This is a genomic window from Arthrobacter sp. TS-15, assembly GCF_006964045.1.
Taxonomy (GTDB): domain Bacteria; phylum Actinomycetota; class Actinomycetes; order Actinomycetales; family Micrococcaceae; genus Arthrobacter.
On record NZ_SDXQ01000029.1, the window covers coordinates 340,976 to 361,600 of the forward strand.

General features: G+C 61.8%; 19 protein-coding genes, 1 pseudogene and 1 riboswitch. Of the genes and pseudogenes, 6 read left to right on the top strand and 14 right to left on the bottom strand.

The genetic code is table 11. The annotated features are described in order from the left end of the window. Positions 1–11 precede the first annotated feature (11 nt). Positions 12–386, bottom strand: coding sequence for a hypothetical protein (locus tag EU811_RS11800; RefSeq protein ID WP_223940528.1), 375 nt, complete (start codon positions 384–386; stop codon positions 12–14). Positions 387–417: 31 nt separating this feature from the next. Here EU811_RS11800 and EU811_RS11805 point away from each other — a divergent pair, with 31 nt between their 5' ends. Then, positions 418–1,872 carry an MFS transporter gene (locus EU811_RS11805; protein ID WP_142938589.1) on the top strand — a complete coding sequence of 485 codons (1,455 nt, stop codon included), beginning with the start codon at positions 418–420 and terminating at the stop codon, positions 1,870–1,872. A gap of 50 nt (positions 1,873–1,922) precedes the next feature. Here EU811_RS11805 and EU811_RS11810 read toward each other — a convergent pair whose 3' ends face one another. The 7 genes from EU811_RS11810 to EU811_RS11840 all read right to left on the bottom strand — a co-directional run bounded on the left by EU811_RS11810 (position 1,923) and on the right by EU811_RS11840 (position 9,222). Beyond that, on the bottom strand, positions 1,923–2,636 hold the full coding sequence (locus tag EU811_RS11810; protein ID WP_142938590.1) for a metal-dependent transcriptional regulator: 714 nt from the start codon (positions 2,634–2,636) through the stop codon (positions 1,923–1,925). 9 nt (positions 2,637–2,645) lie between these two features. Then, positions 2,646–3,470 carry a class I SAM-dependent methyltransferase gene (locus tag EU811_RS11815; protein WP_238703395.1) on the bottom strand — a complete coding sequence of 275 codons (825 nt, stop codon included), beginning with the start codon at positions 3,468–3,470 and terminating at the stop codon, positions 2,646–2,648. A gap of 136 nt (positions 3,471–3,606) precedes the next feature. Further along, positions 3,607–5,016 carry an aminotransferase class V-fold PLP-dependent enzyme gene (locus EU811_RS11820; RefSeq protein WP_142938592.1) on the bottom strand — a complete coding sequence of 470 codons (1,410 nt, stop codon included), beginning with the start codon at positions 5,014–5,016 and terminating at the stop codon, positions 3,607–3,609. Positions 5,017–5,047: 31 nt separating this feature from the next. Next, positions 5,048–5,161: riboswitch (SAM riboswitch) on the bottom strand. 170 nt (positions 5,162–5,331) lie between these two features. Further along, entirely contained in the window at positions 5,332–6,144 is an 813-nt protein-coding gene (gene hisN, locus EU811_RS11825; RefSeq protein WP_142938593.1) for a histidinol-phosphatase, read from the bottom strand. Positions 6,145–6,199: 55 nt separating this feature from the next. Beyond that, positions 6,200–7,315, bottom strand: a complete 1,116-nt coding sequence (gene rsgA, locus EU811_RS11830; RefSeq protein ID WP_142938594.1) for a ribosome small subunit-dependent GTPase A — start codon at positions 7,313–7,315, stop codon at positions 6,200–6,202. A gap of 2 nt (positions 7,316–7,317) precedes the next feature. Next, entirely contained in the window at positions 7,318–8,700 is a 1,383-nt protein-coding gene (gene aroA / locus EU811_RS11835; protein ID WP_142938595.1) for a 3-phosphoshikimate 1-carboxyvinyltransferase, read from the bottom strand. Positions 8,701–8,706: 6 nt separating this feature from the next. After that, positions 8,707–9,222, bottom strand: a complete 516-nt coding sequence (locus EU811_RS11840) for a DoxX family membrane protein (protein WP_142938596.1) — start codon at positions 9,220–9,222, stop codon at positions 8,707–8,709. A 180-nt stretch (positions 9,223–9,402) separates the two neighbouring features. Here EU811_RS11840 and EU811_RS11845 point away from each other — a divergent pair, with 180 nt between their 5' ends. Together EU811_RS11845 and rsrA are read left to right on the top strand one after the other, a co-directional pair. Continuing rightward, the gene (locus EU811_RS11845; protein ID WP_142938597.1) at positions 9,403–10,200 is read left to right on the top strand and encodes a sigma-70 family RNA polymerase sigma factor; all 798 of its coding nucleotides are present in this window, start codon (positions 9,403–9,405) and stop codon (positions 10,198–10,200) included. Further along, on the top strand, positions 10,197–10,457 hold the full coding sequence (gene rsrA, locus EU811_RS11850) for a mycothiol system anti-sigma-R factor (RefSeq protein ID WP_142938598.1): 261 nt from the start codon (positions 10,197–10,199) through the stop codon (positions 10,455–10,457). Before EU811_RS11845 ends, rsrA begins: the two co-directional genes overlap by 4 nt. Positions 10,458–10,576: 119 nt before the next feature. Here rsrA and EU811_RS24730 read toward each other — a convergent pair whose 3' ends face one another. From EU811_RS24730 to EU811_RS24735, 4 genes and pseudogenes are all read right to left on the bottom strand, one after another. Next, the gene (locus EU811_RS24730) at positions 10,577–10,651 is read right to left on the bottom strand and encodes a 50S ribosomal protein bL37 (RefSeq protein WP_369299106.1); all 75 of its coding nucleotides are present in this window, start codon (positions 10,649–10,651) and stop codon (positions 10,577–10,579) included. Positions 10,652–10,764: 113 nt separating this feature from the next. Continuing rightward, positions 10,765–11,379, bottom strand: a complete 615-nt coding sequence (locus EU811_RS11855) for a PadR family transcriptional regulator (RefSeq protein WP_142938599.1) — start codon at positions 11,377–11,379, stop codon at positions 10,765–10,767. Next, positions 11,379–12,227: a DUF4097 family beta strand repeat-containing protein gene (locus EU811_RS11860; protein ID WP_142938664.1), complete on the bottom strand. Its 849-nt coding sequence runs from the start codon at positions 12,225–12,227 to the stop codon at positions 11,379–11,381. The genes EU811_RS11855 and EU811_RS11860 overlap by 1 nt, the downstream gene beginning before the upstream one ends. 102 nt (positions 12,228–12,329) lie before the next feature. Beyond that, positions 12,330–13,000 (bottom strand): annotated as a pseudogene (locus tag EU811_RS24735) (serine hydrolase domain-containing protein). On the opposite strand from EU811_RS24735, the gene EU811_RS24215 reads away from it, so the two are divergent. Beyond that, positions 12,920–13,102, top strand: a complete 183-nt coding sequence (locus tag EU811_RS24215; RefSeq protein WP_238703398.1) for a hypothetical protein — start codon at positions 12,920–12,922, stop codon at positions 13,100–13,102. The pseudogene EU811_RS24735 and the gene EU811_RS24215 overlap by 81 nt on opposite strands. Here EU811_RS24215 and EU811_RS11870 read toward each other — a convergent pair. After that, positions 13,080–13,679, bottom strand: coding sequence for a GDSL-type esterase/lipase family protein (locus tag EU811_RS11870; RefSeq protein ID WP_141282482.1), 600 nt, complete (start codon positions 13,677–13,679; stop codon positions 13,080–13,082). The genes EU811_RS24215 and EU811_RS11870 overlap by 23 nt on opposite strands. 138 nt (positions 13,680–13,817) lie before the next feature. Then, positions 13,818–17,612: a multifunctional oxoglutarate decarboxylase/oxoglutarate dehydrogenase thiamine pyrophosphate-binding subunit/dihydrolipoyllysine-residue succinyltransferase subunit gene (locus tag EU811_RS11875; RefSeq protein WP_142938600.1), complete on the bottom strand. Its 3,795-nt coding sequence runs from the start codon at positions 17,610–17,612 to the stop codon at positions 13,818–13,820. 486 nt (positions 17,613–18,098) lie between these two features. On the opposite strand from EU811_RS11875, the gene EU811_RS11880 reads away from it, so the two are divergent. Further along, on the top strand, positions 18,099–19,451 hold the full coding sequence (locus EU811_RS11880; RefSeq protein ID WP_142938601.1) for a hemolysin family protein: 1,353 nt from the start codon (positions 18,099–18,101) through the stop codon (positions 19,449–19,451). Further along, positions 19,448–20,518 carry a hemolysin family protein gene (locus EU811_RS11885; RefSeq protein WP_142938602.1) on the top strand — a complete coding sequence of 357 codons (1,071 nt, stop codon included), beginning with the start codon at positions 19,448–19,450 and terminating at the stop codon, positions 20,516–20,518. Before EU811_RS11880 ends, EU811_RS11885 begins: the two co-directional genes overlap by 4 nt. Positions 20,519–20,625 lie beyond the last annotated feature (107 nt).

Below are 20,625 nucleotides of genomic sequence, written 5' to 3' on the forward strand. Positions count from 1 at the left end.
AGGCTCCCTGTTTAGCCTTGGTCCTTGCGGACGTCCACTACACCGACGAATCGGCTTCCGACGCCTTCATATTCGCTGCGTACGTCACCGAGGAAGAGTTCGGGCAGTTCGCTGTTCCGGTGGGTGCCACAGAAGACGAAGGAGAAATCGGGCCACCATTTCTTGGGGCGAACGGCCTCGGTGTAGCCGCACACAGCGCAGGTCAGATGGACCCACACGGGTCGCTTGCCGGTTCGGTTGGCTCGGGACTGTACCAACCACGCTGGGGGGTTGTCCTGCATGTCCCTGAGGTCGGCCTCCGAGAGGCGGGACGGAATACCGTGGCGTTGGGCCATTTCCATCGAAATATCAAGGGCCAAGGCGGCATCACGTCTGCTAATCACCATTCAACGATACGGGACTTCCCCGGCGTAGGCTGTGCACATGACTGACGCAGCGGCCCTCCTGCCGAGAACTCCGCTCCAAAAGCGCGTACTTGTTGTGGCAATTGTGGCTTCGTTCATAGCCATCCTTGATGGATTTGTGGTGAATCTCGCACTCCCGGCCATCGGGCGTGAACTCGGTGGTGGGCTGGTCATCCAGCAATGGGTGGTGGACGCATACCTGCTCACCCTAGGGGCGTTGATCCTGGTTGCCGGCTCACTGTCCGACCATTTCGGCAGGGCAAGGATTCTCGAATGGGGCCTTGCTGGTTTCGCGGTCACCTCTGTGATGTGTGGTCTGGCATGGACCGGTGAAGTGCTGGTGGTGTCCCGTGCGTTGCAGGGGATCGCCGGCGCACTCCTGGTTCCGAGTTCGCTTGCCATGATCATCTCGTCGTTCTCCGGCCCGGCGCAGTCGAAGGCCATTGGGCAGTGGTCCGGGTGGACCAGTGCCGCGGCCATTGTGGGTCCGCTGATCGGCGGAATGGCCGTGGACCTTTTGTCCTGGCGGGTCATCTTCTTCATCAATGTCATCCCGGCCGTTGCCATCTGGCCTTTGCTTGCGGGTTTGCGCGCATCCGACGCCGCAAGGGACAAGAGCAAGAGCATCGACTACTTGGGAGCATTCCTGGCCATGGTCGGCTTGGGTGGGCCGGTGTATGCGTTCATCGAACAGGGGAGGATGGGGTGGGGGAGCCCGCAAGTGTGGATCCCGCTTATGGTGGGCATTGCGGCAATGGTTTTGTTCCTCCTCCACGAGGCCCGGACTGCTCAGCCCATGTTGCCTCTGAGGCTCTTCACTATCGGCAACTTTGCCTGGGGTAACCTCGCTACCTTGGCCATTTACGCCGCGATCTCCCTGGGTTTCTTTGTGCTGGGCATTTACCTGCAGCAGGTGGGTGGGATGGGAGCCACTGTGGCGGGCTTGGCGCTGCTACCAGGGACGGTCATCCTGATGCTGGGTGCGTCCTACTTTGGTGGGCTTGCCGGTAAGTACGGCCCACGATGGTTCATGACGATCGGACCGATTCTGTGTGGTGGGGGTTTCCTGATGTCGTTGACTATTCAGGACCCCCTCAACTACTGGACGCAGGTGCTGCCGGGCCAGGTGGTCTTTGGCCTCGGGCTGGCTACCTTGGTGGCGCCGCTGACGGCTGCAATCCTTGGCGCCGTCCCGTCTGAGGAGGCTGGGATTGGTTCGGCGGTGAACAACGCCGTGGCGCGTATTGCGGGTCTGATCTCCATCGCTTTCGCCGGGGTCATTGTGGGGCCGGCCTTTACCCGGGAAGGCCTGTATAACGCTTTGCTGGTGACGGCGGGCCTGTTCCTGTTCGGGGCGGTGGTTTCCGCCGTCGGAATCCGGAACCCTGTCCAGGACGCCGCAACTGCCGCTGTCAGCGAACCTGGTACAGCGTCCGACGACGGCGGGCCGGGCGGGCAGGTCAACTGACCTCGGGCGCGCACGGGCTCAGACGCGAACGGGCTCAGGCGCGAACGGACTCAGCGGGCGGGAAGAACGCAGCCTTCGTGCGTCTCGGAGCTCTGGACCCACAGAGCTGACGTGATTTCATCCGCGAGATCGAATTCCCGGCCACGGGAGCCGCTGCCGATGCGCACTACCAAAGCTCCGCCAAAGGGTTTACGCCCCACCACTTCCACCGGTGCGTCCAGGGAGATCTCCTCCGAGGCAAGGTAGCGCAGGAGGTCCGGATTTTCGTCGCTGATTCGTGTGATGCGACCCGAGTGGCCCTGATCCAACTCGATCATTCGGTAGGCGTGCGGCAGCTCAACCGATCCATCGGCCGAAGGTATCGGGTCCCCGTGCGGGTCCCGGACAGGATGGCCAAGCTTGGCGGACATGCGTTCGATGAAGGTATCGGACACCGCATGTTCCAACATCTCGGCTTCGTCGTGGACTTCGTCCCAGCTGTATCCGAGTTCCTCAACAAGGTACGTCTCAATGAGCCGGTGCCGGCGCACCATGGAGAGGGCGAGCCGCATGCCTTCAGGGGTCAGCCTGATAGCGCTATAGGGCTGGTGATCAACCAAACCCTGGTCCTTGAGTTTGCGCACCATCTCCGACACTGAGGAATTTGCCACCCCGAGGCGCAGGGCGAGCTGGGACGACGTAATCGGCTTGTCCTGCCACTCCGTGTAGGAGTAGATGACCTTGACGTAGTCCTCAATCGAGGAGGAGGGCGTACTGGTCTTCACACCCCAAGCCTACCGTGGCGCCGGACCCTGAATCTTGAACGCCCGCCAGGTTTGCGTCATGTAGGGCAACCCGATGGTTTCACCTGGGGCATGACCGAGATGGTCATGGAGGTACCACTCCAGGTTGTGCATGACCTTAGCCCGGGTGGCGTCGTTGGCTCGGAGATAGTAGCTGCGGGATTTGGTGAGTTCCATGATGTCCTCAGGAGTCAGGGCATCCTCCCACTGGGTCAGGTGGCTTTCCAAACCACCAAACTCCGGGCCAATGACTGGCCGGAAGCCAGGCTTGTGGACATCGCCTGCATGCATGATGCGGGAAAGGCGGTGTACCCAAGGAATGGACGTGTCCAACTGATTCCAGATCAGCCCCAGGACTCCGTGGGGACGCAGGATCCGGGAGATCTCGGTGCTCGCTGCCATGGGCTCACACCAGTGCCAGGCTTGGGCAACGCTGACGACGTCGAATGCTGAGTCCGTCAGTCCAGTTGCCTCTGCCGTTCCCTCCAGCGCGTTGACGAGGGGGTAGCTTTTTCGCAGTTGCTCCAGCATGTCCGTGGAAGGATCGACGGCGGTGACCGCCAGTCCGCGCTGGATAAGGAGTGCCGTGAATTTTCCCGTGCCTGCGCCGAGGTCGGCCGCCGACCTTGCCCCGGGAGGAACGAGCCAATCCAGGGAGTCCCGTGGGTAGCCAGGACGCACACGGTCATAGTGTTCTCCGCCGTCCTGGAAGCTCTGGCCGAGTTCGCGCCGACGGGCAGCGTGGAGCTTGGGACCTCGCGGTCCAGCGGGTCCGGGAATGCCGGCCGCACTGTTTGCGGCGCCCGGGGAACGCAGGGACACGCAGAACTCCTTCACAGGATGGCCAGTAGGTACCCTACGAATTTACCGCAGCGGCCGTTACGTCTGGTCCACAGTGTGCCTGGTCCACAGTGTGCCTGGTCCACAGTGTTTCCAGTCGACTGTGTGTTTTCTAGTCGACTGTGCAGGGAGCTGCTCCCGCAGTGCCCGGAGTGTTGGGCGCCCATTCGGGGTAGGTGCGGTGGTCATTGGCGGGAACCCATCGGCCCTCGTCCACCACGTAGTCCCAACCCAATCCGTCGCGCTTGAGCCCTTGGATGCCTGCGAGCAGCCTGGAAGCGTCCTCCAACCGGGAGCCGACGCCGAAGCTGGCACGCAGAGAGCCTGAGGGGAGCCCCAGGCGCTTGAGGAGCGGGTGGGCGCAGAAGCGGCCGTCCCGCAGGCCCACGCCGTGCTCTGCTGCCAGGTAGGCGGCCACCAATCCGGCGTCGAATCCTTCGACGGAGAAATTGACCACACCGATGGTGTCCAAGGAGTCTGTGAAGATCTTGTGCACGGTCACGCCGTCGATGGCTTCCAGGCCTTCCACCAAGTAGGAGCGGATGGCGGTTTCATGGGCGTGCCACTCGTCCTGGTCCAACCCGGCCAGCACCTGGGTGGCACGGGCGAGGGTTGCGGCACCCAGAACATTGGGCGAGCCGCCCTCGTGCCGCGCAGGGCCTGCTGCCCAGCTAACGGAGTCCAATCGGGCTTCACGGACTGCGCCGCCACCGGCCAGGTGCGGAGTGCCGGCGTCGAGCCAGTCGGGACGGCCCACCACAACGCCGGCACCGAAGGGGGCGTAGAGCTTGTGTCCGGAGAAGACCACGTAGTCCACGTCTGCCTCGGTGATGTTGATCCGACGGTGCGGTGCGAGTTGGGCGGCATCCACCACAATCCGTGCACCGTACTGGTGGGCCAGGGAAGCAAGCTCTGCGATGGGTAGGATCTCACCGGTGACGTTGGAGGCTCCGGTTACCGCAAGCAGGCTAACACCGCCTTGAGCCAGCTCCCCGCGGAGTTTGTCCAGGGTCTCGGCCAAGGTTGGTGCCGCTACGACGCTGCGGTGCGGGACGCCCTGCCACGGAAGCAGGTTGGCGTGGTGTTCGATATCCAGGTACAGGACCTCACCTGCGGGCTTGCCGTTGATCAGCGGAAGGCAGCCGGCCAGCAGGTTCAAGGAGTCCGTGGTGTTCCGGGTGAAGATGACAGAATCATCTGCCCGCCCGCCAACGAATTCGCGGACGATGTTCCGTGAATTTTCGTACACCGACGTGCTGATCTGGGAGGCGTAGCCCGCACCGCGGTGGACACTCGCATAGTAGGGAAGGACTTCGTTGAGGTAGGCCGAGACGATGGTCAACGCCGGAGCCGATGCCCCGTAGTCGAGGTTTGCGTAGCGAACGTGTCCGCCCTGAATCAGGGGCGCTTGCAACTCGGCGCCGGTAACAGCGGCCAGCGGCCGTGCAGCGGCAGCTGTCTCTGCTGTGGTTTCTGCGGCGAAGGACGGAATGATGTTTGAGTCGAACGTGACAGTGCTCATAGGACCTCACTCAAGAGGGACCCCCATAGGGAATCCGCGCTTGCCGCATCCGTTCCGGACCGGCCGGGTCGTCACCCGGGGCACCCCACCGCGAATGGAGGGTTGCCGGCCAGCTAACCGGGGTTTAGCGCTGGCACTCGTGACCTGTAAAAAGGCTAAAGCACGTCCGGGGGCCCTTCCAAAGCCGCTGCCGATTGTTAAGCCCTTTGTTACGTCGGAGCCAAAATGCCCGCTTCGTCGAATAAAAAACGGCGGAGACCCCCAAAAGGGGGATGCCGCCGTCGAATATTCCGTTCCTGCTGGTTTGCAGGAGGACTAGAGAAGATCGTCCAAGCCGGGGTTGAGCCGCTTGAGGACCTCGGAGTGAAGGATCGAGTTGGTGGCCAGCGCATTGCCGCCGAAGGGACCGTCTTCGCCTTCCAGGGAGGTGAAACGGCCACCGGCCTCAGTGACGATGGGGACGAGTGCTGCCATGTCATAAAGGTTCAGCTCAGGCTCGCAGGCGATGTCCACTGCGCCCTCGGCCACGAGACAGTACGACCAGAAGTCACCATAGGCGCGCGTGCGCCAAACATCTTCGGTGAGGTCCAGGAACTCGTCAAGATTGCCGCGTTCCTTCCAGCCCGAGAGGCTGGAGTAGGACATGGAGGCGTCAGCCAAACTGGAGACGTTGGAAACTTTGAGGCGCGTGGCCGAGGCGAGGGACCGGCCCATGTAGGCGCCCATGTCCTTGGCGGCCCACCAGCGTTTCCCTAATGCCGGGGCGCTCACAACGCCCACCACAGGTTCGCCGTCGTCCACGAGGGCAATCAACGTTGCCCACACCGGAACACCCCGGACGAAGTTCTTGGTTCCGTCGATGGGGTCGATGATCCAACGGCGCGAGCCGTGGCCGCTGCTGCCGAACTCCTCGCCCAGGACCGCATCACGTGGGCGCGAGCGGGACAGCTGGCCGCGGATAGCTTCCTCAGCGGCCTTGTCAGCGTCAGTGACCGGCGTGAGGTCGGGCTTGGTTTCGATCTTGAGGTCCAGTGCCTTGAAGCGATCCATGGTCTGGGCATCGACTGAATCAGCGAGGACGTGGGCCAGGCGCAGGTCATCGTTGTACGTGGAAACGGGATGGGTCATGCCACCAAACTATCCTGAATCGTTCGCCTCATTGGGGACGTGAAGCCGGTAACGATCAGTTGACGGTGCCCAGTTCCTTGGTCTCTTTCGCCTCGAGTCTTGGGTCTGCACCCAACAGGCGGCGCAGGGAGGCCAACCGTGCTACTCCTGATGGTCCTGCATGGCCATCGTTCACCCATGCATCCAGCCCGCAATTGGTGGCGGTTGCACTGTGCTTGCAGCCGCGGTCGCAGGTTTCAGTGCCGGGCTCAAGGTCCGGGAACGAATGGAGGATCCGGTCCGGGTCCACATGCGCCAGGCCGAAGGAGCGGATGCCGGGCGTATCGATAATCCAGCTGCCGGACGGGGCGTCGTCCAGCTTCAGCGCCAAGGCCGAGGATGAGGTGTGCCGGCCACGGCCCGTCACCGCGTTGACGCCGCCCGTGGCGCGCTCCGCCCCTGTAAGTGCGTTAACCATGGTGGATTTGCCGACACCCGAGTGGCCCAGCATGACGGTGACTTTGCCACCTAGATGTGAGCGGAGCTGGGATACGGCGTCCTTATCCAGCCGGGCTGAGAGTCCATCATCCGAGCGGGCATCAATGCCGCCGGCCTCGGAGTCAGCCGTACGGCTGATAATCACGGGAAAGTCCAAGCTCAGGTAATTGGCAAGGAGCTCCGCCGGATCCTTGACGTCCGCCTTGGTGATCAGCAGCAACGGCTCGATGCCGGCGTCGTATGCTGCAACCAGGGCACGATCAATAAACCCGGTGCGTGGTTCCGGGTTGGCCGCCGCAACAACCACAACAAGCTGATCGGCGTTGGCTACAACTACCCGTTCTATGGGGTCGGTATCGTCAGCGCTGCGGCGAAGAAGCGTCTTCCGCTCTTCCACCCGGACAAGACGCGCCAAAGTGTCGGGCGACCCTGAGACGTCACCTACCAGCGCGACGAAGTCCCCTGGGACAACGGGATTTCGCCGCAGTTCACGGGCGCGGGCTGCAATCACGATCCGCTCATTGGCGGAATCTTCGCCAACAATTGCCCGGTAGCGCCCGCGGTCCACAGTGATGATCCTGCCTATCACGGCGTCATCGTGGCTGGGGCGGTCCTTGGTGCGGGGCCTGGATCCTTTTTTGCTGGGACGGATCCGGACGTCGGATTCGTCCCAGGAACGTGCGTCACGGCCCATGGTCAGTTACTGGCCTCATCAAGATCGTCGCTGTCATCTGTTTGCTGCAACATGGCCGCCCACATCTGTGGGAATTCCGGCATGGTTTTTGACGTCGTGGCGATGTCTTCGACTTGTACGCCTTCGACGGCCAGACCAAGGATCGCGCCGGCAGTAGCCATGCGGTGGTCGGCGTAGCTGTGGACGACGCCTCCATGAAGGGCAGCCGGGCGGATCACCAAGCCATCGGCGGTTTCCTCAGCATCGCCTCCGAGGCCATTGATCTCGGCAACCAGCGCGGCAAGCCGGTCGGTTTCGTGTCCCCGGAGGTGGGCGATGCCGGTCAACCGTGAGGGCCCGTTGGCCAGGGCGCACAATGCGGCGACCGTGGGCGCCAGTTCGCTGGTTTCGTCGAAGTCGGCACCTTTGATCTCGGCCGCGCCGGTCACTGTCAGCGTTCCGTCGTCAAACGTTACTTCTGCACCCATGGCAGCCAGGATGCTCCGCCATTGATCGCCTACCTGCGTGGTGCCGGCAGGCCAATTGGGAATGCGGACGGTGCCACGTGTGGCCAGCGCCGCGGCGAGGAAGGGTCCGGCGTTGGAGAGGTCCTGTTCAATCCGTTGGTCAAAGGCCCGGATGGGGCCGGGCGAGACACGCCAGTGGTTGGGTACGGAATCGTCCACCGTGACACCCACGCTGCGGAGGACCTCCACCGTCATGGTGATGTGGTCCAAGCTGGGAACGGGTTTGCCCACGTGTTCCAGATGCAGGCCCTCAACGAACCGGGCACCCACCAGCAACAACGCGGAAACGAACTGCGATGAAGCGCTGGCATCAATCACCAGGTGGCCGCCCCGAACTTCGCCGGTACCGTCCACAGCGAAGGGAAGGGACGACGGCGTCCTGCCCCCATCTGCTGCCACCGGGACTCCGAGGGCGATCAGGGCTTCGATGATGGTCCCCATGGGCCGCTTGCGGGCGTGGGGGTCGCCGTCGAAGACTGTGACGCCGTGACGCAGCGCAGCCAACGGGGGAACGAACCGCATAACGGTTCCTGCGAGCCCGCAGTCGATTGCCGTCTCAGCTCCGGGTGCAGCCGGATCCAACGGAGTAATTTCCAGGTCCGGACCGAAGTGGCCGTCGCCGGGTACCTCCTTGACGGTGGCACCCAGATGCTGGAGAGCTTGGATCATCAGTGCGGAGTCGCGCGAGTGAAGGGGAGCCCTCAACCGTGAGGGACCATCCGCCAAAGCCGCCAACACCAGGAACCGATTTGTTAGCGACTTTGAACCTGGGACCGTCACCGTTGCGTCCACTGGCCCCTTGGCGTGAGGCGCCGGCCACAAGGGCAGCGTGGTGGCGGCTTTTGCTGATTCGGTGTTAGCGGAGGTGGTGCCGGTCATGCTTCCTTATGCTCCAACTGCGTTGTCTACGGCCTTGCGAACTGCTTTGTCTGCGCGCTTGATTTGCTTGCCTGTCACTTTTTTTGCATCGGCCGCCAAGTGTTCTGCCCGCCAGGCAATGCTCGGACGGCCGTCGGTATCAACTGCGGCAAGAAGCACGCCGCCCGTGAGGGAAATGTTCTTCAGCAACTGCGCCTTGCGGGCGCTCCGGCCTTCCTTGGTGCTGATGTCGGCCGAACGCCACTCGACATAGGAGTTCAGCGCCGAAGTGATAGCGAGAACCGTGGCGGCAAAGCGTGATAGTTTCCCGAGCCCGAGCAAAGCGCCGGCGCCCAACTGTGCACCGCCGAGGACGCGCGCGAGTGTCTTTTCGTCAGCTTTGAAGGGCAGCGATTCGGAGGCGCGACGAAGGACGGGAGAGAGTTGCTTCGCAGTGTCGTCCGCGTTCCTGAGCTTGTCCAGCCCTGCGACGACGAAGCTGGACGCGAGCATGGGACGTGCGAGAAAACGGATAACAGACATGTCTTGCCTCCTGATGGCTTGCCACATTAGTTCGGTGAATGTTGTGTTCAAGGGGTGCAGTCTGATCTAGTCTTGCACTTTTGCGGAATATTTACCCGGCGGCCACCGTTGTGAACCACAGGTGCGGCGGAGACCGGACTGCGGCATGGTGTGTGCCGCCTGTTGAACGGAGTGGGTTTTTTGACTTTGGTTAAGGACCGGGTGGTGCTGCCGGAGCCTGGATATGGAATGCAGCCGGAATCGCGGCAGCTGACAGTAGACTTGGCAACGATGAGCACCACTGAACCGGCCGCAGCGGCCAAGTACCAGGCAGCCGGCGCGGATGATGACGCGACGGCGGCAAACGACGTCGATCCTGCTTCGGAAACCCCGGAACAGCGGCGGGCACGCTTTGAGCGTGACGCCATGCAGTACGTGGACCAGTTGTATTCGGCAGCCATGCGTATGGCGCGCAACCCCTCCGATGCCGAAGATCTGGTCCAAGAGGCCTACACCAAGGCGTTTTCGGCGTTCCATCAGTACAAGCCGGGAACTAATCTCAAAGCCTGGCTGTACCGGATCCTCACCAACACTTACATCAACCTTTATCGGAAGCGCCAGCGTGAGCCGCTGCAGTCCAACTCGGACACGATCGAGGATTGGCAGTTGGCCAAGGCGGAGTCGCACACTTCGGCAGGCTTACGGTCGGCAGAGACCGAAGCACTGGATCACCTCCCTGACTCCGACGTGAAGAACGCTTTGCAGTCGATTCCTGAGGAATTCCGCCTTGCGGTCTACTTCGCGGACGTTGAGGGCTACGCATACAAACAAATTTCAGAGATTATGAATACCCCGATCGGCACGGTCATGTCACGGTTGCACCGCGGCAGGAAGATGCTGCGGGATATGTTGGCGGACTATGCCGCCGAACGGGGCTTCAGGGCCCAAACCGAAGATCAGGCCGCGGCCGGAAGCAACAATCAGGAGAAAGAGAAATGAGCGACTGCCAGGGATTGGGCGATTGCGACGATACGCGAATGCAACGGATCTACGAGTACCTCGACGGCGCATTGACCCGCGAGGATCTCACTGAGATCAAGCAGCACTTGGATACCTGCGAGGAGTGCGCCGAGCAGTATGACCTTGAGTGCCTCATCCGCACCATGGTTAAGCGGTCATGCACTGAATCCGCCCCGGAGAACCTGAAAAACTCCATACTGGACCGCATCCACGCCATCAAGCCAGTGGACGCCTGATCCCGGCCGGATGCTGAAGAGCCTGATTCTTTACAGGATTGACCTTAACGTCGAAGGCCCCGGAAACCGCATGGTTTCCGGGGCCTTCGCTTTTAAGCCTGTGACGCTAAGCCGGTGGCTTAGGTGTTGGGACGCTTGCCGTGGTTCGCGCCGCCGCGCTTACGGTCACGACGCTTACGTGCACGCTTGCTCATAGCTGGCCTCCTTCAAGGATTGATACTCAATAAAGCTGCCCTCCAGTTTCGCACATCCGGGTGCTGCGCCGCGAACCGGCAGGTTTCGTGCTGCTTGGTGGCCGCCGGCGTCGTCAATGATGCAGCGTGTTCCTGATCGATATGCGGGCCTGGTCCAATACGGTGCGCACGGTTTCGAGCGTCAGGGGAGTCAGGGACTGCGAGGCGCCGTGTTGGCGTAACTCGACGCGGATGTCATCCCTGAAGGACTGAACCAGTAATTCCGCTTCCTTGAGGATGCGTTGACTTTCGGGAGTATGCCCCATCGTCCTGCTCCGCAAATGGGCCGAAGAAGCGCTGGTTCGTGCAGCTTCAGCAGTGGCCGCAAGATCTGCCCGCAGGCCGCGCATATTGGTGCGGATGTCCTCCCGCAGGTTGTCGGCAAGTCGCCTGACGGACGCGGAGATGGTGTCTTCGACATTGGCCAGCTCATCCCGGCGAGTATCGAGCTCAGCGCGGCCGGCGTCCGTAATGAGGTACTTGGTGCGGCGGCCTTCGGTCTCCGTGGCAACCAGGCCTTCCTCCTCCAGCTTGCCCAAGCGCGGGTAAATAGTACCGGCGCTAGGGGAGTAGGTGCCCCCAAACCGTTCGCCCAACGCCTTGATGAGCTCGTAGCCGTGCTTGGGACCGGCCTCCAGCAAGGCGAGCAGGTACAGCCGCAGGGCGCCGTGAGCGAAAACCGGAGGCATCAGAGGCCTGCTTCCCCGGGGATGGGGTGGCCGCTTTCCGGTGTGGGAGCCGATCCGTGCATGATGTAGGTCTTGCCGGAAACGGTGTTGGTCCGCACCAGCATCAGCCTTTCGTCGGGACCGACAATAGTGTGAACAGTGCTGCCTGCTTGGGCGTACATTTGGTCATCGATCACCACGGTTCCGCTGGCCGACTTCGCCACGATGTCCAGGCCGACGTCGTGCGGCAGCCGGATGGTCAGGTCTCCGGAAACGGAGTTGGCCCCGAGGTCGTTGGTGTAGTCCTGCAGGTCAAAGCTGAGGTCGCCGCTCACGGTGCTCGCACGGACGTTCTTGAACTTGCCCGAAGCGGTGACTTCGCCTGAGACGCTCTTAGCGGTCAGGACGCCGTCGTGGTTTCTGGCGATGACCTCGCCACTGACTGTATTGACGTGCAGTTCGCCGCTGGTGCCGTCCGCCAGGACAGAACCGGACACCGTATTGAGCCGGGTGCGTCCACTGATGCCCGAGACCATTCCGTCACCGCTCACGGTACCCGCCTCAACGTCGACGCCGGATGGCAGCGCAATGCCGACGATCACCGAGTTGCTGCTGGTGTTATTGACGGTGCTCATCAAGTTGCGGAACCAGCCCTGCGGTCCCTGCAGTTGGTGGCGTACTTCCAACCTTCCGTCAACAAGAGTGACCGTCAGCGGGTCGCCCGTGATCTCACTGACTTCGATGCGGACAAAAGGTTCCTGGTGCGTCACGACGTCAAAGCGGCCTTTGACAATGCCGAGTTTGAGTGAGCGCACATTCTCCACGTCAATGGTTTGGGGGTCCGTCACGGTCCATAGTTCGTCAGACATCATTCCTCCACGTTGCGATATATCGCGTTTATGTAAACACGATATATCGCATCTGCTGTGGAGGCAATGGTTCTGCGTGTGCTAATCAACGGCAGGGTGGGCCTAGGACCGGTACATCTTTCCGATGAGCGTGACGTCGTTGGGCGCGAGCGTGCCGGCGATGGCTTCCTGCTGCATGGCCTCCGGCAGCGCGGGATTAGTCATGGTCAGGACGTTGTCCCCGAAGAAGTAGCCCTGGGGGTGGGGTGCGGGAATGCTGTTGGACGAAATGTCCGGGAAGACTGTTCCTGTCATGCCCAGCGGCTCGAAGATGCGGTCCCTGAACAGTTGCCCCAAGGGTTTCCCGTCGACTTTTTCGGCGATGAGGCCTAGCAGACCGTACTGGTATTGGAGTAATGAAAACCCTGGCCGGGCGCAAAGTACGGTGGGTGCCTGTACGCCAGGGCAAGTAGTTCGTCCGGTTGCCAGACCCTTTGCGGGTCTGTGTCCATGGCCGAATTGAGGTCAAGGGTTTCCGTGTAGTTGTACAGCCCGCTCCGCATGGTCAGCAGTTGGTCGATGGTGATGTTGTCGCCGTTGGGAACGTCGGGGCGGTGCCGGGACACCGGATCATCCAAGGAAAGCTTGCCCTCCTGGACCATCTGCAAAATGGCAGTTGTGGTCCAGGTCTTGGTGACGGAGCCCACCCGGATATGGTCCTCGATGGATACTTCGCGCTGGGCGTCGCGGACACCAGTGCCGTACGAAGCCGTGAGGGCGGACCGGAACTGCAGGAAACTGTAGCGACCACTGCGGCAACAACGGCCGCGGTGAATGGTGCTCTGACAGAAACCTACACGATCCGCGTCATGGCTACTCCGGTTGGGCGATATTAAGCCACTGGAACCAGCCGCGGTGCAGGACAAGCCACGCAATCAATCCGTAGCCGGCCTGGCCCGGTGTTCCCCCATTGGCTGCGAGGTCCGTCCTCCACTGCTCATGATTGAGCAAGGGAGAGAACGTGTCAACGTAATGGTGGTTCCGCCTGGTGGTGACGTCGGCAAACGCCGTGTTCAGCTCGGCCAGACGTTTGTTACGTGCGGGGTCCAAGGTAGGCGGCGGGCCCACCACAAAGACCTCCACGCTGCTATGCGAAGCCCCGTCAAGGATGTTCGCAAGGTTCAGCCGGCTGCGTGCCGTGGACAGTCCAAACTCAAGGTCGCGACCCGAAAGGCCGATCACCAGTCGATTCTCATGCTGATCACTGAAGCGCCTTCCGGCTTCATCCTGCCAGCGTGCGGCGAGGCCCTCGGTGCCTTCCATGGGGCAGGGGAGCGGGAAACTTTCCACCACGACGGAATCCTGGGGTGTGCGGGCCAGGACTCTACCGAGCCAGCCCAAGGCGCGGGGATCCCCCAGGCCCGCGAGCAGTTCATCTCCTACAGCTGCGATGCGCAGCTTCCTGTCTTCCACGGCTACCTCTTCACACTCGTTACGGTCCTTGCACGGTTTGGCCGATCATCGGCCGGTTTGGGAACCGGGTCCTGTCCCATTAAACAGAACTGCCCGGCCTAAGGCGCGCACATCGCTCCTCAGGCCGGGCAGTTTCGCTTACTTGCGTTCGAACGCCTGCTTAATCAGGGTGTCCTGTTCAGCGGCGTGGCGCTTCATGGATCCGGCAGCGGTGGAGGCCGAAGCCGGACGCGACACGAGGCGGAGCTTGCGGTCAAGCTCCGGTGCCAGGTTAAGGCCCATGAACGGCCAGGGACCCTGGTTGGCGGGCTCGTCTTGTGCCCACACGATGTCAGCGTTCGGGTACTTGGCGAGCTCGGCATCAATCTCTGCCTTGGGCAGCGGGTATAGCTGCTCCACGCGGATGATCGCCGTCGAGGTATCGCCGGACTTTTGACGGTTGGACAGGAGGTCGTAGTACAAACGCCCGGAGACCAGAATGACGCGGTCCACGTTGGCCGGCTGCACGTCCGGATCACCGATAACCGGCTTGAAGCCTCCGGTGGTGAAGTCCTCAACAGCCGAAGCCGCGCCCTTGAGGCGAAGCAGCTGCTTGGGGGTGAAGATGATCAACGGCTTCCGTGGGCGGCTGTAGGCCTGGCGGCGCAACAGGTGGAAGTGTGAGGCAGCAGTGGTGGGGTTGGCCACGATCATGTTGTCCTCGGCGCACATCTGCAGGAAGCGCTCAATGCGTGCCGACGAGTGGTCCGGTCCCTGGCCTTCGTAACCGTGCGGGAGCATGAGCACCAGCGAGGAGCGCTGACCCCACTTCTGTTCCGCCGAGGAAATGAACTCGTCAATGATGGTCTGGGCGCCATTGACGAAGTCACCGAACTGGGCTTCCCAGAGGACCAGAGCATCCGGACGCTCCACAGAGTAGCCGTATTCGAAGCCCATGGCAGCGTATTCGGACAACAGGGAGTCGTAGATCCACAGCTTGGCCTGGTCGTCGGAGAGGTTGCCCAAAGGCAGCCACTCGTTGCCGTTGGCGCGGTCGTGGAACACTGCGTGACGCTGGACGAACGTGCCGCGGCGGGAGTCCTGGCCGGCCAGGCGTACGGGTACGCCTTCCATGATCAGTGAGCCAAAGGCTGCGATCTCGCCAAAGCCCCAGTCGATGCCGCCCTCACGGGACATCTGCTCACGCTTCTCCAGGAGCTGCTTGAGCTTGGAGTGAACGGTGAAGCCATCCGGAATTTCCAGGTGCGCCTTGCCGATGCGGGCAAGGGTTTCGGCGGAAATCGCTGTGGACGTGGGGGAGTTCGTCCCGAAGTCAGACTGCTGCGCAATGGGACGCTCGATGTCCGAGACAGCAGCGGAGTCCGCCGTGATGATCGGGATCGGGGAAGTCTGTGCGGCATGCGTTTCAGCGAAGACGCGCTCAAGGCGCTCCTGGTAGTCGCGGAGCAGCTGCTCAGCTTCTTCCTCGGTAATGTCTCCGCGGCCGATGAGCGACTCGGTGTACAACTTGCGAACGGACCGCTTGGCTTCGATCAGGTTGTACATGAGGGGCTGGGTCATCGAGGGGTCGTCGCCCTCGTTGTGGCCGCGACGGCGGTAGCACACCATGTCGATGACGACGTCCTTGTGGAACCGCTGACGGAACTCGTAGGCGAGCTGCGCAACGCGCACCACGGCTTCGGGGTCGTCGCCGTTCACGTGGAACACCGGTGCCTGGATCATCTTGGCAACGTCGGTGGAGTACGTTGACGAACGCGATGACGACGGTGCGGTGGTGAAGCCAACCTGGTTGTTGACGATCACGTGAATGGTACCGCCGGTGCGGTAGCCGCGCAGTTGCGAGAGGTTGAGGGTTTCAGCCACAACACCCTGGCCCGCGAAGGCTGCGTCGCCGTGGACCATGATGGGCAGGACAGGGAAGGACTCACCCTGGTCCAGGCGGTCTTGCTTAGCGCGGACAATGCCTTCGAGGACGGAGTCAACAGCTTCCAAGTGGGACGGGTTGGCGGCGAGGTAGACCTTGGTCTGCTTGCCGTTGTCCGAGGTGAAAGTACCCTCAGTGCCGAGGTGGTACTTGACGTCACCGGAGCCCTGGACCGAGCGGGGGTCCTGGGTGCCTTCGAATTCGCGGAAGACCTGTGCGTAGGTCTTTCCTGCGATGTTGGTCAGCACGTTGAGGCGGCCACGGTGGGCCATGCCGATGGCAACTTCGTCCAGTCCGTCGTCGGCCGCGTCAGAGATGACGGCGTCGAGCAGCGGAATCAGCGACTCGCCGCCCTCGAGGGAGAAGCGCTTCTGGCCAACGAACTTGGTCTGCAGGAAAGTCTCGAAAGCCTCTGCGGCGTTGAGCTTGGAAACGATGCGCAGCTGCTCTTCGCGGCTCGGCTTGGAGTACGGGTGCTCCAGCTGATCCTGGAACCATTTGCGTTCCGCCGGCTCCTGGATGTGCATGTATTCGATGCCCGTGGTGCGGCAGTACGCGTCGCGGAGGACTCCAAGGATGTCGCGGAACTTGAGCTGTGGTTTGCCACCGAACCCGCCGGTAGGCCACTCGCGGTCCAGATCCCAGAGGGTCAGCCCGTAGGTCAGGACGTCAAGGTCCGGGTGCTTGCGCTGGACATACTCCAGGGGATCGGTGTCAGCCATCAGGTGGCCGCGCACGCGGTAGGAGTGAATCAACTGCTGGATACGGGCAACCTTGTTGATCTCGTCTGCAGGATCAACCTGGAGGTCCGGGCTCCAACGCACGGGCTCGTACGGGATGCGCAGGGCTTCGAAAATCTCGTCATAGAAGTTCTGCGCGCCAAGGAGGAGCTGGTGGACGAGCTTCAGGAACTCGCCGCTTCCTGCGCCCTGAATAACACGGTGGTCATAGGTGGAGGTCAGGGTGAGAATCTTGCTGATGGCGTTCTGGGCGATGATCTTCTCGCTGGCACCCTGGAACTCGGCCGGGTAATCAAGCGCGCCGACGCCGATGATGGCAGCCTGGCCCTTGGAAAGGCGCGGCACCGAGTGGACGGTGCCGATCCCACCGGGGTTGGTGAGGGACACCGTGGTGCCCGCGTGGTCGTCAGCAGTGAGCTTGCCGTTGCGGGCGCGCTTGATGAGGTCCTCGTAGGTGTGCCAGAACTCCGCGAAGTCCATGGTCTCGGCCTTCTTGATGTTCGGAACCATCAGGAGGCGGGTGCCATCGGGCTTGGGCATGTCAATGGCGATGCCGAAGTTGACGTGAGCCGGCTGGACGGCGCTCGGCTTGCCGTCGATTTCGTCGTAGTAGACGTTCATCGAGGGGAACTGGGAGAGCGCGCGGACAACGGCGTAACCGATGAGGTGCGTGAAGGACACCTTGCCACCGCGGGCGCGGGCAAGGTTGGAGTTGATGACAACCCGGTTGTCAATGAGCAGTTTGGCAGGAACTGCCCGGACGCTCGTGGCGGTGGGTACTTCCAGGCTGGTCACCATGTTGGTGGCGATGGCCTTGGCCGGGCCGCGGAGGACGGAAACGACGTCTTCCTCGGGTGCCGTGGGAGCTTTGGTGCTCTTGGGAAGCTGTGCCGGAATCGGCTGGGCCGTGGCACCGGCGACGGGCTTCTTTGCTCCGTCCCGGGCAACCGTGGCGGGTGCCTTCTTCGCCGGGGCGGGTGCCGCCGGTGCAGGCTCGGGGGCAGCTGCGGGAGCGGCCGGCGTCGGTGCCGGTGCCGCTGCGGGCGGAGCTACCACGGGAAGTGCTTGGGTAGGGGGATTGACAGCCGAAGCGGCTGCGGAGGATCCGTTGGAAGAAGTGCCGTCACCGGAAGCAAAGGACTCGAAGAGCGGCCACCACTTGGCGTCGACCGAATTCTTGTCCTGTTGGTACCGCTCGTACAGTTCGTCAACGAGCCACTCGTTTCCGCCAAATTCCTCTGGTAGACGGTGGCTGGGCTGCTCTGGCACTTGAAATACGCCTCTTCCATGAGTGTTGTTTTCCCGCTGGCCACAGATGCTCTCCACAATGACGGGCCAGGGTCCGGGTCCCGCGAACTCAGACCCATGTCAGTCTAGTTAGCATCGTTGGTTAACTGCCAATAGTGGTGACCTAAATCATGTTGCGGCTGACTTAATGGACATGTGCCTCTTCTTTGAAGGGTACGTGACGCCGGCAGGGCATCACTGCCCGGCTGACTGTAGACTGAAAGTCTTATGGACAGTAAATCTAGGTGCCGGCCTGGGAACTGTCGGGGGAGCCGCTCAGGCAACCCCGCACAGCGTGCCCGTCGAGCCGGCAACACCCGTTCACATGCCCATCACTCGCCGGCGCTCACTGCCGGTGGTTCTGCGGACCGTCCGTCTGCGGGACCCGACCAGCCTCCGCCCGGGCGAATCCCGGCGCAGCAGGCATTATCTCCACTGCACGCGCCCACTCTTGGAGTGATGCGCTAAGTGGAATGGATTCTCCTCCTAGCCGGTTTTGCTCTGATTCTTGGCACCGGCTTTTTCGTAGCAGTTGAGTTTTCCCTTGTTGCTTTGGACCAAGCCAGCGTTCAGCGCGCGGTGGATAATGGCGACCACGCCGCCGCCCCGCTGTTGAAGTGCCTCAAGTCCCTCTCCACCCAGCTTTCCAGCTGCCAGTTGGGCATTACGCTCACCACCTTGCTGACAGGTTTCGTGATGGAACCGTCGCTGGGGCAGCTTCTCCTGGGACCATTGGGTGCGGTGGGCATCCCTGCCGAGGTCACCCATTCCGTGGCGTTGATCCTTGCCATGGTGATCGCAACCCTGTTGTCCATGCTGATTGGCGAACTGGTCCCCAAGAACATGGCCATTGCTCTCGCTTTTCCGTTAGGTAAGCGCCTGGCGCGCCCCCAATTGATGTTCACAGCTGTCTTCAAGCCCGCAATCGTGGTGCTGAATGGATTCTCGAACAAGGTGTTGAACCTGTTCGGTCTTGAAGCCAAGGAAGAGATCTCAGGGGCAAGGACACCTGCAGAACTCGCTTCCTTGGTACGGCGCTCCGCCGAGTTGGGGACATTGGATGCCGGCACGGCCAACTTTGTTGCCCGCACCTTGAACTTTTCCGGTCGCACTGCGGCGGACGTCATGACGCCACGCATCCGCATGGAAACGATCGACGCCGACCAGCCTGTATCCGATGTCCTGGATGCTGCGCGACGGACCGGATACTCCCGATTCCCTGTCATTGGTGATTCCACCGATGACATCCGCGGCGTGGTCCACGTCAAGAAGGCGGTAGCCGTCCCCGCTGAGCGCCGGGCCAAGCTCGAGGCCGGTGCCATCATGACGGATGTCCTGCAGGTCCCGGAGACGATCCACTTGGATGCGCTCCTGTCCGAGTTGCGGGAAGGCAACCTCCAACTGGCGGTTGTACTCGATGAATACGGCGGAACCGCAGGAATCACCACGCTGGAGGACCTTGTGGAAGAAATCGTCGGGGAAGTTGCTGACGAACACGACAAAGTCCGGCCGGGAGTGCTGCAGAGTGCATCCGGCGATTGGTACTTTCCGGGCTTGCTGAGGCCGGACGAGGTATCCGAGCAGATACCCAACCTCACTGTCCCCGACGAATCGGCCTACGAGACCGTGGGCGGGTACGTCATGAGCCAACTGGGGCGCATCGCAAGGACTGGCGACGTCGTCGAAACCGTCGGCGGGACGCTGACTGTGACCAGGATGGACGGCCGAAGGATCGACAGGATCTGTTTCCATCACGTGGAGACGGACATGTCGGATGCTGCGGATGCCGAAAATCCGCGCCGTGAAGCAGGTGCCCTATGAATGACTGGGTAGGAATCGTCTGGCTTGTGGTGCTTCTGATTGGCAACGCCTTCTTTGTTGGCGCTGAATTCGCGGTCATGTCCGCGCGTCGAAGCCAGATTGAGCCGTTGGCACAAGCCGGGTCCAAGCGCGCGCAAACAACACTGCGTGCAATGGAAAACGTCTCGCTGATGCTCGCCTGTGCGCAACTTGGCATTACCGTCTGCTCGCTCCTGATCCTTCAGGTTGCGGAGCCGGCCATCCACCATCTGTTGGCGGAGCCCCTTGAGCTGGTTGGTGTTCCGGTTGAATTGGCAGACATCATCGCGTTTGCCATCGCTTTGCTGTTCGTCACGTTCCTGCACGTTACCTTTGGCGAAATGGTGCCCAAGAACATCTCGGTTTCCGTTGCAGACAAGGCGGCTCTCTTGTTGGCGCCGCCGCTGATGTTCATAGCCCGGGTGGTGAACCCGGTGATCTGGTCATTGAACTGGCTCGCCAACCACATCCTGCGGCTGATGAAAATTGAACCCAAGGATGAAGTGTCCTCTTCCTTTACGCTTGAGGAAGTCCAGTCGATCGTCCGGGAGTCCACGCGCCATGGGTTGGTGGACGATGAAGCGGGTCTTTTGAGCGGTGCTCTGGAATTTTCCGAACACACTGCTTCGCACATCATGGTTCCCTTGGACAAGCTGGTGGTCCTGAAGACAGCATCCACTCCCGTGGATTTGGAGAAGGCGGTCAGCCGCACCGGTTTCTCACGGTTCCCGATGGTTGACGACGACGGCGAACTCGCCGGGTACCTCCACGTGAAGGACATCCTGTCCATTCCGGACGAGGGCAGGAAACACCCGATTGCCGAGGGCAGGATACGGTCATTGGCCAACCTGGCTCCGGACGACGAGATCGAGCAGGCATTGTCCGTCATGCAGCGAACGGGTTCGCACTTGGCCCGTGTAGTGGGTTCGGGCGGGGAGACCCAAGGCGTGTTGTTCCTGGAGGACGTCATTGAGCAGTTAGTGGGTGAGATCCGCGATGCTACACAGGCAACCGGCATTCGCCGTTATGGCGGTCAGCAGGTGCAGTAGGAAGCGGTAGATCCCTCTGGCGTCGCCTGGTTCCAGGTGACGCCAGAGCCTTCTAAATAGGAATCATTCCCATTTGGGGCTACACTGAAATCTCCCAGTAATTGTGT